At 68.7% G+C, this 13,923-nt stretch carries 13 protein-coding genes and 2 pseudogenes; 8 read left to right on the top strand and 7 right to left on the bottom strand.

Translation table 11 applies throughout. The annotated features are described in order from the left end of the window. Positions 1 to 76: 76 nt before the first annotated feature. The 3 genes from ACLJO0_RS34600 to hemW all read left to right on the top strand — a co-directional run bounded on the left by ACLJO0_RS34600 (position 77) and on the right by hemW (position 2,210). Positions 77 to 490 (top strand): VOC family protein, encoded by a 414-nt coding sequence (locus tag ACLJO0_RS34600; protein ID WP_410583265.1) that lies wholly within the window; start codon positions 77 to 79, stop codon positions 488 to 490. Between the two features lie 85 nt (positions 491 to 575). Then, positions 576 to 932, top strand: coding sequence for a hypothetical protein (locus ACLJO0_RS34595; RefSeq protein ID WP_125785891.1), 357 nt, complete (start codon positions 576 to 578; stop codon positions 930 to 932). A 63-nt stretch (positions 933 to 995) separates the two neighbouring features. Continuing rightward, the gene (gene hemW / locus ACLJO0_RS34590) at positions 996 to 2,210 is read left to right on the top strand and encodes a radical SAM family heme chaperone HemW (RefSeq protein WP_410583263.1); all 1,215 of its coding nucleotides are present in this window, start codon (positions 996 to 998) and stop codon (positions 2,208 to 2,210) included. Between the two features lie 81 nt (positions 2,211 to 2,291). Here hemW and ACLJO0_RS34585 read toward each other — a convergent pair whose 3' ends face one another. The 6 genes and pseudogenes from ACLJO0_RS34585 to ACLJO0_RS34560 form a co-directional block, all read right to left on the bottom strand. Next, a complete protein-coding gene (locus ACLJO0_RS34585; protein ID WP_410583261.1) occupies positions 2,292 to 2,990 on the bottom strand; it encodes a hypothetical protein in 699 nt (232 codons plus the stop codon). After that, positions 2,987 to 4,789 (bottom strand): carbamoyltransferase, encoded by a 1,803-nt coding sequence (locus ACLJO0_RS34580; RefSeq protein WP_410583259.1) that lies wholly within the window; start codon positions 4,787 to 4,789, stop codon positions 2,987 to 2,989. The genes ACLJO0_RS34585 and ACLJO0_RS34580 overlap by 4 nt, the downstream gene beginning before the upstream one ends. Positions 4,790 to 4,810: 21 nt before the next feature. Next, positions 4,811 to 6,088: a hypothetical protein gene (locus tag ACLJO0_RS34575; RefSeq protein ID WP_410583257.1), complete on the bottom strand. Its 1,278-nt coding sequence runs from the start codon at positions 6,086 to 6,088 to the stop codon at positions 4,811 to 4,813. Next, entirely contained in the window at positions 6,085 to 6,384 is a 300-nt protein-coding gene (locus tag ACLJO0_RS34570) for a hypothetical protein (protein WP_410583524.1), read from the bottom strand. The genes ACLJO0_RS34575 and ACLJO0_RS34570 overlap by 4 nt, the downstream gene beginning before the upstream one ends. Before the next feature lie 21 nt (positions 6,385 to 6,405). After that, positions 6,406 to 6,981: pseudogene (locus ACLJO0_RS34565) on the bottom strand (acetyl-CoA carboxylase biotin carboxylase subunit family protein); the annotation flags it as partial. Between the two features lie 384 nt (positions 6,982 to 7,365). Beyond that, positions 7,366 to 8,319, bottom strand: a pseudogene (locus ACLJO0_RS34560) (glycosyltransferase family 2 protein); the annotation flags it as partial. A gap of 271 nt (positions 8,320 to 8,590) precedes the next feature. On the opposite strand from ACLJO0_RS34560, the gene ACLJO0_RS34555 reads away from it, so the two are divergent. From ACLJO0_RS34555 to ACLJO0_RS34540, 4 genes are read left to right on the top strand one after another with little or no spacing between them, the layout of a single operon-like run. After that, complete coding sequence (locus ACLJO0_RS34555) at positions 8,591 to 9,367, top strand: hypothetical protein (protein ID WP_410583255.1); 777 nt, start codon at positions 8,591 to 8,593, stop codon at positions 9,365 to 9,367. Beyond that, positions 9,367 to 10,470 (top strand): hypothetical protein, encoded by a 1,104-nt coding sequence (locus ACLJO0_RS34550; RefSeq protein WP_410583523.1) that lies wholly within the window; start codon positions 9,367 to 9,369, stop codon positions 10,468 to 10,470. Before ACLJO0_RS34555 ends, ACLJO0_RS34550 begins: the two co-directional genes overlap by 1 nt. After that, positions 10,467 to 11,510 carry a GNAT family N-acetyltransferase gene (locus tag ACLJO0_RS34545; RefSeq protein WP_410583254.1) on the top strand — a complete coding sequence of 348 codons (1,044 nt, stop codon included), beginning with the start codon at positions 10,467 to 10,469 and terminating at the stop codon, positions 11,508 to 11,510. Before ACLJO0_RS34550 ends, ACLJO0_RS34545 begins: the two co-directional genes overlap by 4 nt. Next, the gene (locus tag ACLJO0_RS34540; RefSeq protein ID WP_410583253.1) at positions 11,504 to 12,526 is read left to right on the top strand and encodes a GNAT family N-acetyltransferase; all 1,023 of its coding nucleotides are present in this window, start codon (positions 11,504 to 11,506) and stop codon (positions 12,524 to 12,526) included. Before ACLJO0_RS34545 ends, ACLJO0_RS34540 begins: the two co-directional genes overlap by 7 nt. Positions 12,527 to 12,702: 176 nt before the next feature. On the opposite strand, the gene ACLJO0_RS34535 is transcribed toward ACLJO0_RS34540, so the two are convergent. Next, positions 12,703 to 13,377 carry a TetR/AcrR family transcriptional regulator gene (locus tag ACLJO0_RS34535; protein ID WP_410583251.1) on the bottom strand — a complete coding sequence of 225 codons (675 nt, stop codon included), beginning with the start codon at positions 13,375 to 13,377 and terminating at the stop codon, positions 12,703 to 12,705. 111 nt (positions 13,378 to 13,488) lie between these two features. Here ACLJO0_RS34535 and ACLJO0_RS34530 point away from each other — a divergent pair, with 111 nt between their 5' ends. After that, complete coding sequence (locus tag ACLJO0_RS34530) at positions 13,489 to 13,902, top strand: SgcJ/EcaC family oxidoreductase (RefSeq protein ID WP_410583249.1); 414 nt, start codon at positions 13,489 to 13,491, stop codon at positions 13,900 to 13,902. Positions 13,903 to 13,923 lie beyond the last annotated feature (21 nt).

Raw genomic sequence — 13,923 nt, 5'->3', positions numbered from 1 at the left:
TTCTCCTTGCCTCAGTCAAACCACTATGGCTATAGTACTACGCATCAAGTGGTAAACAACTGGGAGGAAACACCAGATGCAACTCAGCGGTTTCGGTGCCTGTGTGCTCGTCGACGACATCGCCGAGACCACCGCCTGGTGGAAGCGGCACCTGCAGTTGACGGTGACGATCGAGCTCGACTGGTTCTCCAGCCTCAACGTCGGAGTGCCCGGTTATGAAATGAGCTTCGCGAAGCGTGGTCACAAGGCCACGCCGGAGCCGTGGCGGGCGCAGGAAGCGGCCGGTTCCATGGTCGGCTTCATGGTCGCCGACGCGGCGGCCGAATACGAGCGGCTGCGCGAAGAGGGGGTCAAGATCGTCACCGAACTCGTGGACGAGGAATTCGGCCAGCGGCACTTCTACATCGAGGACCTGAACGGCTTCCTGATCGACATCATCGAAGTGATCCCGCCGTCGCCGGAGTGGCTGGCCGCTAACGGGTTGGCCTAGTACCGCTTCGGGTGAGTGAGGCCGCGCCGGGTCGCCGTCGCCGCTAGCTTCGATCTTCGATCCACAGAGGACGGAGGAGTTGCGCATGCGCCGATGGGTGGTCGCCGCGATGGTGCTGGCTTCCCTGCTGATCCCGGGTACGGCCGCCGGGGCTCAGCAGGGATGCAGGCTGGTTTCGCCAGAGGAGGGTGCGGTGCTGCACAAGGGCAGCTCGTACCGGTTCGAAGCGGTCGGCTGTTCGCGGGACGTCCGGGGACACCTGTCCCAGATGGTGCTCGTCGAGGTGGCCATGAGCCGCGACGCCGCCTCGGACGAACACGGTGACTGGTCGGTGGACCACGTGGTCAACGACTACTCGTTGAGCATGGAGACCCTGGTCTGGGTGCGGTTCGAGGACGGCACCCGCTCCACCTCGGTCAAGGTGCGCATCGCCGACCGGTAGCTCGTCCGTGAAGGCCTCTTTCCCCGGGGAAGGAGGCCTTCACGGCGTGGGGGACACTGGGGTGTGCCCGCGTTGCTGCCCGAAACCACCACGCCCGTCGAGTCCGCGCTTCCCGAGAGCGCGCTGGAAGGGCTCGGCACCCGGCCGTTCGGCGTCTACGTGCACGTCCCTTTCTGCGCGACCCGCTGCGGATACTGCGACTTCAACACCTACACCGCCGGAGAGCTGGACAGCGGTTCGTCGCCGCAGTCCTGGCTCGAAGGCCTCAAACGCGAGTTCGACCTGGCCGCGCGCGTGCTGGGGAAGCCGCCCGCGGTCGACACCGTCTTCGTCGGCGGTGGCACCCCGTCCCTCCTCGGCGCCGAAGGACTCCGAAGCGTTCTCGACGCCGTTCGTGACACCTTCGGGCTCGCGCCGGACGCCGAGGTGACGACGGAGTCCAATCCGGAGTCCACCTCGCCCGAGTTCTTCGCGGGCATCCGCGACGCCGGGTACAACCGGATCTCGCTCGGGATGCAGTCGGCCGCTCAGCACGTGCTGAAGATCCTCGATCGCGTGCACACCCCGGGCCGCCCGGTCACGGCCGCCGAAGAGGCGCGTGCCGCCGGGTTCGAACACGTCAACCTCGACGTCATCTACGGCACGCCGGGGGAGCGGATCGAAGACCTCCAGGCTTCGCTGGACGCGGTGCTGGCGGCCGGCGTCGACCATGTCTCCGCGTACGCGCTGATCGTCGAAGAGGGCACCGCGCTCGCCCGCCGCATCCGCCGCGGTGAACTGCCCGCGCCGGACGACGACGTGCTCGCCGCCGACTACGAGATGATCGACCGCGTCCTCGCTTCGGCGGGGTTGCGCTGGTACGAGGTGTCCAACTGGGCGACCTCGGAAGAAGCCCGCTGCCGGCACAACATCGGTTACTGGCGCGGCGGCGACTGGTGGGGCGCCGGACCCGGCGCGCACAGTCACGTCGGCGGAGTCCGGTGGTGGAACGTGAAGCACCCGGCCCGCTACGCCGCGTCCCTCGCGGCCGGGGACTCACCGGCCGCGGGCCGTGAACTGCTGACCGATGAAGACCGGCATCTGGAACGCGTGATGCTGGAACTCCGGCTGTCCGAAGGACTTCCGCTCGACGCCCTCGACGACGACGGCCGGGCCGAAGCCCGCGCCGCCGCCGCCGAAGGGCTGCTCGATCAGTCCGCTTTGGACGGTCAGGGACGTGCGGTGCTGACCGACCGCGGGCGGTTGCTGGCGGACGGCCTGGTGCGCCGGCTCACCTGAGCGACGGGATGACGACCGCTCTGTGAGCGCCTCGCCGGAAGCCACGAGTCACGGGCACGCCACCTGGAAAGTGACCGTGCGTCAGGTCGAAGCGAGTCCCAGTGCCCGGTCCACCCACCGGCCGACCGGCAGCGCCACCACGATCGCCGCCAGCACCAGGTGCACCAGCATGAACACGACCGCGACCGGAACGCTCGGCGGACCGCCGAGGAACACGATCATATGCGACGCCCATTTGAGCTCGGTCGGTTTCGTTCCGGCGGCCCAGACGTCGTTGAGCGCCCAGAACGTCAGGTCGTTCGCGCCCGAGATCACGACGAGGATCGCCGCGATGCCGGTTTTGAGCACGTTCGCCGTCCGGCCGCCGCCCAGCCGGTACGCCATCAGCCCGAACAGGACGATGAACGTCACGATGAACAGTTCGAACTGGTACACCGGCTGGAAGGCGTTCTCGTCGGTGGCGGCGTTCCTGGCGAACGCCTGGATCCGCATGATCAGTTCGGTGTCCAAATAGGACATGTAGACGAACACCGCGAGCACGATCAGCGCCGGGCCCCACTTGGTGCGCGGGAAGAGCGCCACCGTGAAGACCGCGAAGACGAACGGGCACAGCTTGAACGCCCAGTCCACGACGTTGTCGAGCGTCTGGTCCGGCGGCAGGATCACCATGATCAGCAGCGTGGTCACCACGGCCGGGACGGCGGCCACCAGCCACAACCATTTGCGCCGCCGGTAAAGCGCGGGCACCCATCCGTCCGTGTCGGGCAGTGTGGCGGTCACAGGTCGTCCTTCTCTGCCCAGAACGGCCCGAGGGCGAGCGCGTCGACATCGGTCTTCAGGTAGCAGGCCACCGCGTCGGCCGGGCCGGCGACGATCGGTTCGTTGTTGTCGTTGAACGAGGTGTTGACCACCATCGGCACGCCGGTGAGCTTCTCGAACTCGCTGATCATGCGGTAGTACAACGGATTGTCCGTTTCGCTCACCGTCTGCACGCGGGCGGTCCCGTCGACGTGGGTGATGGCCGGGACCTCGTCACGTTTGTCCGGCAGGACGTCGAACACCAGCAGCATCACCGGCGACGGGTAGTCGCTGACGAACCAGTCGCCCGCGCGTTCCGCCAGGCACGACGGGGCGAACGGCCGGAACGCCTCGCGGTGCTTGACCTTCTCGTTCATCCGCGTCTTCGAGCCGGGGTCGCGCGGGTCGGCCACCAGCGAACGGTTGCCGAGCGCGCGCGGCCCGCATTCCATCCGGCCCTGTACCCAGCCGATGATCTTGCCCTCGGAGATCTTCTTCGCCGTGTGGGCGGCGATGTCGTCGACCTTGGTGTACCGGACGCCGGCGTCCTGCAGTGCCAGTTCCATCTCCGCCTCGGTGTAGTCCGGGCCGGTGTAGGTGTAGCCGTCGCGGGGGCGCGGCTTGCCGTACTTGCCGACCGACACCTCCAGCGCCGAACCGAGCGCGCAGCCATCGTCGGCGGCCGCGGGCTGGGCGAAGAAGTCCTCGAACGGGGTTTCCAGCAGGATCCGTCCGTTCATCACGCTGTTCAGCGCGACACCACCCGCGACGCACAGTCGGCTCGACCCGGTTTCCCTCTGCAGCCAGCGCGCGAGATGCAACCCGGCTTCCTCCAAGGTGACCTGCAACGCGTAGGCGACGTCGCAGTAGTGCTGCGGCACCGGGTTCTCGGCGGTGACCCGGGTCTTGGGCCGCGCCGGGCCGAACAGGTCGGTGAACTTCTTCGACATCACGTGCTTGCCGGTGCGGTGGTGGCCGAAGAAGCTCAGGTCGAGCTCGTACCCGCCATCGTCGTCGAGGTGGATCAGCTGCTTGAACGCGTCGACGTAGGTGTCGTCGCCGAGCGGCGCCAGCCCCATGATCTTGCCTTCGTCACGGGTGGGGTAGAAGCCGAGGTACCCGGTGACACCGGCGTACATCGCGCCGAGTGAATGCGGGAACTTGATCCGCCGGATGTCGATGATCCGGTTTCCCTTGCCGTGTCCGAGATACGTCGCGGTCCCGTCGCTGCCGATGCCGTCGAAGGTGAGCACCGCCGACTCTTCCCACGGCGAGATGAAGTAGCCGCTGGCGGCGTGGGCCTTGTGATGGTCGACCAGATGCGTCTTGAACTTCGTCGGGCCGGTCCAGCCCACGGCTTCCTTCACGTCGCGTGCGAGCGTGTAGGACCGTTTGAGGTGCGCGAGCACCGCGCCGCCGACGTGGTAGTCGTCGACGCCTTTGCCGCCACCGGTCTTGAACGTCTCCACCATGCCCGCGGAGGAGCCGCCCTCGTCGCCGTTCTGGTTGCGGAAGACCTCCAGCGTCGCCGGGAAGTACTTCGCGAACACCTTCGCCGCGTGGATGCCTTCGCGCCAGCGCTGCCAGTAGTAGGCGACGTGGTCGACGTCGGCGAGAGTGATCCCGCCGCGCTCCAGGCAGAACTTGATCGCCTCTGCGGGGAAGCCCCCGTCATGCTTCTTCCGAGTGAAGCGTTCTTCTTCGGCGAATGCGATGATCTCGCCGTCGCGCACGAGCGCGGCCGCCGAGTCGTGGACCCTGCTGATTCCCAGTACGTACATGTTCCTTCTCCAGTGCGACGTTCAGAGTTCGGGGTGGTGGCGGCGCAGCAGCCGCCGGAGCACGGCCGCCCGCGTGCCGATGGCGAAGACGAGGGCGGCGAATCCGCCGACCGGCCCCATCGCCGGGACGAGCGCGGCGGCGGCCAGCGGGGTGGCGACCAGACCGGCGATCGAGGCGGCCGCGGTGAGCGTGAGGACCTTGCTGTTGGTGTTCTCGATCAGGAAGCCCGCGTAGAGCAGCACGGCGAACAGCACCGTTTCGGCCAGGACGAAGACACCGAGGACCACATAGGCGCCCGTGGTGTCTTCGGCGGTCAGCACCGTGCGGGCCGCCGGGATCACGAGGCCGATGCCCACCAGGGCGAGGAAGGCGAGCGCGCCCCGTTCGACGAGTTTCATCAGTTCGACCGCACGGGCCCGGCCCGCCGCCGCCCCGCTTCCGCGCAGCCGGGCGGAAATCGTCGGCTGGTGCACCCGGAGCTGATAGAACAGCAGCGAGCAGAACGCGCTACTGGCCAGCAAGGCGACGTAGAACGGTCCACTGTCGACGGTGCGTCCGGCCAGTGCCAGCACGCCGAACACCGACGATGTCGCGAGGACGTCCAGGACCTCGGTCATCCCGAGCAGCGCGGTGGTCCGGCCGAACGCGGGCAAGAGCCGATGCCCGTCGATCCTTTCCATCCGTAGCCACTTCTTCGGCAGCAGTGCCGCGGAGCAGCCGAGGATGAGCAGGATCCCGCCGAGCAGCAGGCCGAGATGCGTCAGGGGCGGCCAGCGGACGAACCAGGTGCCCACGGTCACCGCGCCGACCACGATCGCGCCCGCGGTGAACGCCAGCGCGTCCAAAGTGGACTTGCCGTTGAACCGGTGCAGGCCGGAGACGGTCATCAGCAGGCCGCCGGAGATCGACCAGCCCGCCGCCGTCAGGTACAGCGCGGCGTCCGAGCCCGGCGCGACGAGCAGTGCGACCGCCATCGCCACCAGCACCACCAGTACCGGCACGAAGGCGACCCGGACGGCCAAGGCCGCGACCGCGTCCCGCGTCACCCGCAGGCGGGGCAGGCATTTCAGCGCCGACTTCTCCGCCGCGGACGGCACGAAGTTGAGCCACGTCATCAGCCCGAGTGCGGTGGCGAACCGGCCGTAGTCGTGCGCCCCCCACGCGGTGACCAGCACCAGGCCCATCGCCTGGATCGCCAGCCGGAAGACGCCGCGACCGGCGAGCAGCCGCAGCACCATCGACGGTTTCGGCGCCGCGATCGACGCGGTGCCGGCGCCGGTGAGCGAAGTGCCGGTCAAGGGAGCGGCACCGCCATACCCTGTTCGTCGAGCAGGAACTTCAGCGTGCCGCGCAACTCGTCCTCCGCCGCGAGGACTTCGGGTACGGTCGGCGCCGAAAGCACGGCGTAGCCCATCTTGTAGCCGGCCTGCTCGTACGGTTTGACGTAGGAATCCTGCTCCGCGAACAGTTCCAGGTTGTGCACCGCGGGCATGGCGCGGACCTCGTCGGCGCCTTCGATCCGCACGATCCGGCCGCTGCGGTCGGAGGCGAGGATGTGGATCAGGGTCGGCCGCGGGTCGCGCGGCGCGAGCACCACTTCACCGCCGGTCGCGGCGGCGATCCCCGCGGCGATCAGGTCGACGCCGGTGCTGAGCTCGATCGCCTCGGCCAGCCCGTTCCCGCCCATCCTGGCGCCCATCTCGATCAGGTAGAACTTCCCGTCGCGGCCGAGAACGGCGTCGAGGGTGAGCGGCCCGGTGCGGTAGCCGAGTTCCGCGCACAACCCGGCCAGCATCACCGGGAGCGCGCGGTCGACCATCGGCGGCAGCCCGGCGGGCAGGAGATGGGAGGCCGTCACGAAGAACGGCGGCGGCGTGAGCGTGCGCCGGGTGACCGCGTGGAACACGATCCGGCCGTCGACCACGAGTGCTTCGATCGTGTAGTGCGAGCCGTCGAGATGTTCCTCGACGACCAGCCGCCCGGAAGGCGAGAACGCGAGCGAGTCGGTGAACGCGGTGTCCAGGCCGCCGGGGCTCGCGCACGAGACGACACCGCGGCTCCCGGAGGAGTCGACCGGTTTCACCAGCGTGGGGAACCGCAGTTGCTGCGCGGCGAGCGCGAGGTCCGGTCCGGGTTTCCCGCCGACACTGCGGTAGGTCGGCAGCCGCAGCCTGTCGCAGAGTTCGCGGAAGACGGACTTGTCGACGGACGCGGCGACGGCGGCTTCGGGCAGCGGGTCCGGCAGGTTCCAGTGCCGGGTGAGCCAGGCGAGCGCGGGCAGCCCGACGTCGCTGGCCGGGCAGAGCACCCCGGCGATGTCGTCCCGTCCGTCCAGCGCCGCCGCGATCTGTTCCGGCGCGCGGACACTGACCTGGACGAACTCGTCGGCCAGCGCCGCCGCGGGCGCGCTCGCGCGGACGTCCACGCAGATGGTGCGGAACCCGAGTTCCCGCGCCCGGTGGTACGTGCTGACCGAACCGTCGGCCCCGCCCAGGATCACCAGGCTCCGAGGTGCCGCCGTCTCTTCGGTTTTCTTCACTCCCGCTTGCCTTTCCCCAGGATGGACCTCGGCCGTGGCCGAGGCGTAGAGCCGGTCGTCCTCGTCGACCGGGAAGTTGGCTTCCCTGATGTAGAACTGCCGTGGCCGCGCCTGTCCCGCGCCGACCACGACCAGGTAGCGGACGGACAGCGCGAGCACGGTCAGCAGCACGGCGAACAGGACGAACTCCAGCGTCGCCGCGGCGTTCAGGCCGAGCAGCCCGGTGGCGGCCGCGATCCCGGCGAGTGCCGAGATCCCGGCGGCCGCCATCGCCGTGGTGGAAGCCATGGTCGTCAACCGTCTGGTGAAGCCGACGAACAACTCGATGGCGTGCGAGGAAAGGAAACCGAAGCCCACCTTGGACTCGCCGCGTGCGCGTGCCCGGTGTGCCACCGGGACGGTGGTGTAGCGGCTGGTCAGCCTCGGCACGGTGGCGAGGAAGTACGGGGTCCCCAGGTGGAGATCGACGATCTTGCGCGCGAGCTCCGTGCGCACCAGCCGGAACGCCGTCGCGCCGGGCGGGATCTCGATACGCAGCACGCGGCGGCCGAGGAAATGGAAGGCCGCGGTACCCCAGCGTCTTAGTAAGGGGTCTTGCCTATTTGTGCGCACGCCGAAAACGGCGTCGTTGCCCTCCTCGGCGGCGGTGATCAATTTCTCCGCCTCGGCTGCCGGAAACTGCTGGTCGGCGTCGATATGCAGGATCCACGGTTTCCCCGCGTACCGGTAACCCGCGGAAAAGGCCGCTTCGAACCCGAAGTTCCGGGTGAAGGACAGGTACCGCACCCGGGGGTCGGTATGCGCGAGCGCCCGGACGACGTCCAGTGTCCCGTCGGTGCTCCCGTCGTCCACATAGAGCAGTTCGAGTGGGAGATTCCCCAACTCGGCGACGATCTCCTGATAGGAGGGCTCGACGTTGTCGACTTCGTTGAAGCACGGAACGACTACGGTGAGTCCACTCTGCGCCGGACCGGGGACCGACCGGCTCATCTTTCGGTTCCCGGCACTGCTTGCGCTATTGTGTTCGTAGCGTCACTCGTCGTGATTTCACGGTTCATGAGTCCCCTTGGCCCCAGGCGTCCGGCAGGTCGTGCCGGCTCGAAAGTTCCCGTGTTATAGGCAGACTCGCTTTGTTATCGCCAGCACATACCGAAAGTTCGTCCTTTCAGCTCAGTCGAAAAGGTGGGAAGTCGGCCGGAAACCGGATGAACCCGGCGCGGGGTATTCCCAAACCTGCGTCGATGACGCAGGCTTGCGCGCCATGTGGACAGTGGGGGTGAGTGCTGCCTGGCGGGCCGCCTATCGGCGTTCGGTACGGTCGGCCTTCGCGACGGTGCCGTTCTACCGGGAGCGCTGGGCACTCGACGGCCGAACGGATCCCGTGCTGGTGCCCGGTCGCACCGGGACGGATTCCGGCGCGGCGCCGCTGGCCGAGGCGGTGCACAAGATCATCGATCTCGTACCGCTCGCAGGTGGCACGCAACGGATCGAGTCGAGCCGGGGGCTGGGTCCCGTGCTGCGCAAGGCACGTTCGGTGACCGGGGACGCACTGGTCGTGGTGCTCGGTGACGACGGGGTGCGGCCGTCGGTGGACCTGCCGCGCGGAGTTCGTTGCTGTGTGGTGGATCCCGACGTCCCGGCGCCGGGTGTGCTCGCGGAACTGTCCGCCGCGCTGCGCCGCGGGCAACGGGTGCTCGCGATCGGTGACGACAAGCAACTGGCCGTCTTCACCGCGTCACTGCCCGAGGACCGTGCGTACCGGGTCGAATCCGTACCGCGACGAGAACTGGACACAATGGATTCCGGCCCGTACGGGGTTCTCCACGATCCGGCGCTGGGGTACCTGGGCGCGATCGAGGAATGCGGCCGGTGGCACCTCGACTGGCCTCGCGTCTACGCGCGCCCGACGACGGGCGGTCTCGCGTTCACACTGCTGCGTCAGGATTCCCCGCGGTTCGTGGACGTGCTCCCGGCGGGCGGTGTCCGTGGTGAGGTCGCGCCGTGCCCGCGACACGGGACACCGGTCGTGCTCACGTGATGGTGACGGTGAAGGTGGCGGCACGGAGCACCGCGTTCGAGGTCGAGGTGCTCGATCCGAGAACCGCGGCCGAACCCGAGGGCTGGAGTGGTTTCCTGCGGCGGGCGAGATTGTGGCCGGTGTGGGAGTACGAGGTTCTGCGCCGGGAAGCCTGGATGGCGAAGAACCCGGCGGTGCTCGCGGTGCTCCGCCGGAACGGGACGATCGTCGGCGCGTTCACCGTGATGGTGTGCCGGAGCTGGCGAGCGGGTGACTTCGCGCCGTTGTCCGTCCTGGGTGGACGGTTCCGCCCGCGCTGGGCGGAGGCCTACCTCTGGCAGCTCAGCGGGTATCCCGCCGGGGTACTCGACGAGCGGCTGGACGAGAGCGAGCGGCGGGAACTGGTCCGCCGGTTCGAACGGGCGCTGTGCGCCCACCTCGGCCCGGGACTGCTGGGCGTGATCTACCGCGCGATGAACCCGGAACTCCTTCCGGCGCTCGACGGACGCGGCCGGATGTCCCGCGAGATCGACCCGGCAGCGGTGCTGACCAACGAGTATTCCACTGTGGACGAATGGGAACGGTCGCTCGACGACGGGGTCCGGAAGACGCTGCACGAACTGCGTGAAGACGACGACTTTCATACCGAGGCGGCGCCGGCCCGCTGGGACCTGGACTGCCACGAACTCGCCGTGCTGCTCAACGCCCACCGGTCCAGGCAGGACGACCGCGCCTGGGCAGGGGGACAGCGGTCGCGGTTCGGCGGGCTGCACATGGACACTCGCAGCCCGATCGCACCGTCCTATCTGGACGCGCTCGTCCGCCGCCCGGACGTCATCACCCGTACCTACCGCGACGGATCCGGGCGGCTGCTGGGCTTCGGCACGGTGTTCGACGCCGAAGACGGCTGCGCGCTGCACCAGTGGGCCGCGTTGCCGAGCGCGGGCGGCGGACGGAAAGGGCTCTATGTCGACTTCTACGCCAGGGGAGTGGAGCACATGATCACGCACCGGCGCCCAGAACTCGCCGCCGGCCGGGCGATGCTCGAGAACAAGACCCCGCTCGGCTTCGGCACCAGGCCCCTGGTGTCGGTCGCCGTGCCGAGACCGGTGCTGGGTCGATGACCTGGGAAGTGCGGGTGCTCGACCCGCGGACCGATCCGGAACCCGAGGGCTGGGCGGCGTTCCTCGTCGCGCAGCAGGCGCCGGTCCCGTGGGACTACGGATTGCTGCGGGTGGAGTCGCGCTTTTCCCGCAGCCCCAACGTCCTCACCGTGATCAGTGACGGAGGCGAGATCGTCGCCGCGGTGCTGGCGATGCTGTGCGCCCCGGTCTCCCCGGACCGCCCCGGTGCCGTGCGCGGCCTGGCGCGGCTCGGCCCGCGTTGGGTCGAGGTGCAGCACGCGTGGCTTTCCGGATATCCGCCGTGGCTGTTCGCGGATGGTGTCGACGCCGCCGACAGGCGAGAGATCATGCGCCGGTTCGAGCGCGCCGTCTGCCGCTACACCGGGCCCGGGTGTCTCGGCGTCCTTTACCGGACCGTCGAGCCGGAGTCGATCGACATGCTGACCGGACGGGGCAGGCCCGTGCGCGACACGATGCCGACGTCGGTCCTGGAAAACCGGTTCGTCGACGTCGACGGGTGGCTGGCGTCCCTGCGCCGGAGCAGGCGGCTGAGCCTGCGCGGCCAGTCGAAGAAGATCGCCGCCGACCCGGCCGTGATCGTCCGCACCGAGGCCGCCCGCACCGACCTCGACGCCCTCGAACTGGCCACCATGCTGCGGGAGCACCGTGAGCGGATGGGACCGGTGAAGTTCGACCGGCGCGGTCCGGTCACCGCCGAATACCTCGGCGAACTCGTGCGCAGACCGGATGTGATCACCTCGACCTACCACGACGGTGAGGGCAGGCTGCTCGCGTTCACCAACGTGCTCGACCATCCCGTCGCGCCCCTGCACCAGCATTGGGCGGCGCTGGCCCCGGAAGAGGGGCGGCCGAAGCACCTCTACTTCGAGGCTGTCGTCCGGAATGTGCGCTACATGGTCGAAGGCAACCGGAAGTCCCTGTCGATGGGGCGGGGGCTGACCGACCTCAAGGCGACACTCGGTTTCCAGCCGGTCCCGCTGCTCGGGGTCGTCGTGCCGAGACCGGTGACGCGATGGTGATCGAAGTGCTGGACCCCCGCCGCGATCCGGAGCCCGCTTACTGGAAACCGTTGCGGGCCAAGGCCGGTCTGCGCGCGGACTGGAGCTGGGAGGTGCTCACCACCCAGGCGTGGTCCGCGCGCACCGAGCAGCCGGTCACGGTCCTGCTCGAAGGCGGGGAACCGCGTGGCGTGGTCAGTTCCGCTTGGGTCACCGGAATCACCCGGCGGCACCGGTTCGCCCGCTCGGTGGGACGCGGACGGTTCGGCGGGCTCGACGTCCGTTCCCCCGGCTCCGGGGCGATGCCGGGCTGGTGGTTCGACGGCGCGGAAGAGGACGGCGGCGTCGGCATGCTGCTGGACTTGTTCGTCCCGGCCATGCGCGCGGAACTCGGCTTCGGCCTGCGCGCGCTGCTGGTGCGCCAGGTCGGGGAGTCCGGAGTGGACAGTGTCCGCGGCGGGCCGAAGATGGTGCGGCGGACCGAGGACGTCGCGGTCCTCGACGTCTCGCCGTTCTCGAGCCGGGACGACTGGATGCATTCGCTGGCCAGGAAACGCAAACAGAACCTGCGCAAGATCTTCCGGACCTTCGACGCCGACCCGTCGATCGGGGTACGCGTGCGTCCGGGCGCCGAGGCCGATCCGGTCGAGATCGCGGAGCTGTTGCGGTACAACGAATCCAAACACCACGACGTGCCGATCGTGCCGCTACCGGCGTTCGTGGGTTACGTGGGTGCCCTCCTGCGGCAGCCGGACGTGCACGTCATCGAGTACCGCGAGACGGCGACGGGCCGGGCGATCGCCGTCGCGACCCTTCTCGACCACCCGACGCTGCCGATCGCCCGGCACTGGGCGGCGCTGCCGCCGGAACTCGGCGGGCGGCCCAATCTGTACTTCCACTTCTACGGCGAAACGGTGGGGTGGGCGGTGGAAACCGGGCGGCCGCAGGTGGTGTTCGGGAAGAAGATGTCGGAGATGAAGGCTTCACTGGGGGCGCATCTGGTGCCGCAGTACGCGGCCGCGGTCGCGCTGCTCTGACCTGGTCCAGCCAAGCACGCGTGTCGTCCATCCAGACACGCGAAACCGCCGCCCGCGCACGGCCAAGCCCGACCGGTCTATCGCCCGGGCACGGCGGACCGAGGCGTGTCGCGAAAGCCACTTTCGCGACGTCTGATGTCCCGAAAGTGGCTTTCGCGACATGTCGCCACGTCAGATCACGAGGTGGTCGAGGCCAAGCCCCGCAGGAACAGGTCGATGGCGAACTCGAACCGTTCCTGCGCCGTCTCCGCGGTGAAGTACTCGCCCGAAGCCAGCAGGTTCGGGAAGGCGCCGGGCGGGAACGACGTCATGTACTCGACCATCCGCTTGCCGCGTTCCTCCTGTTCGGCCAGGTCGATGTCGCCGTGCTGCCAGCCGGCGCCTTCGTAGGCGAAAGCCTTGGCGTAGAGCCATAACGCGTCGGCGGCGAACAGTGCCCGCTTGAGGTCGAGGCCGCCCGCGCGCAGTACCGCGAGCATGGCTTCGGCCTGCTGCAAGGCGTTCGCGCCGACGGGTACGGGGATGGCCCACGCGATCTTGGCGACCCCGGGGAACGACGTCAGGGCGCGCACGTTCTCGCGCAGCAGCTCTTTCGCCTGCTCGACCCACCGGTTCGGATCGGGTTCGGGGAACGGGCCGAAGGCGAGCACGTGGTCGACCATCAGCTCGTGGAGCTCTTCCTTGTTCGCGACATGGGCGTAGAGCGACGCCGGGCCGGTCTCCAGCGCCTGGGCCACGCGCCGCATGCTCACCGCCTCCAGCCCTTCGGCGGCGAGAAGGTCGAGTGCCGTCTTCACCACGAGTTCCTGGGACAGCACGGGTTTCTCGGCGCGACGCCGGGGCCTGCTCACTTTGTTCGCCTCCTGGTCCGGGTTCCCGGGGCACTCTACTTGACGCGAACGCCGTTCGCCTGTAGAACGGTGTTCGTCAAACGAACACCGTTCGTCTAACTGGAGGAAGTCATGACCGAACGACAGACCGAAGTACTCGCCGTGCTGAGCAGGCTCGCCGACGCGTGGAACGACGGCGACGCGGCCGCGTACGCGTCGCTCTTCACCGAAGACGCCGACTACGTGACCGTCTTCGGGATGAACATGCCGGGCCGCGCGGTCATCGAAAGCGCGCACCGGGCCCTGTTCGAAGGGCCGCTCAAGGGATCGAAGCTGGTGGTGGGCGGTGGCGAGCCGAAGGTCCGGTTCATCCGGCCGGACGTCGCGATCGTCGTGTCCGGTGGCGGGTCGTCGCTGTCGGGCGGCAAGCCGGAGCCGGGCCGGGAATCGACGCTGACCTACGTGCTCGTGGAGGAGTCCGACGGCTGGCGCGTCGCGTCCTTCCAGAACACCCGGGTGAGTGATCCGGCCGCGAAGGCTTCGTGAAGCGTCCGGTTTTGATCGGAT

The organism is Amycolatopsis sp. lyj-108, assembly GCF_046549005.1.
Classification (GTDB): Bacteria; Actinomycetota; Actinomycetes; order Mycobacteriales; family Pseudonocardiaceae; genus Amycolatopsis.
This window is presented reverse-complemented; position numbering and strand designations above follow the sequence as displayed.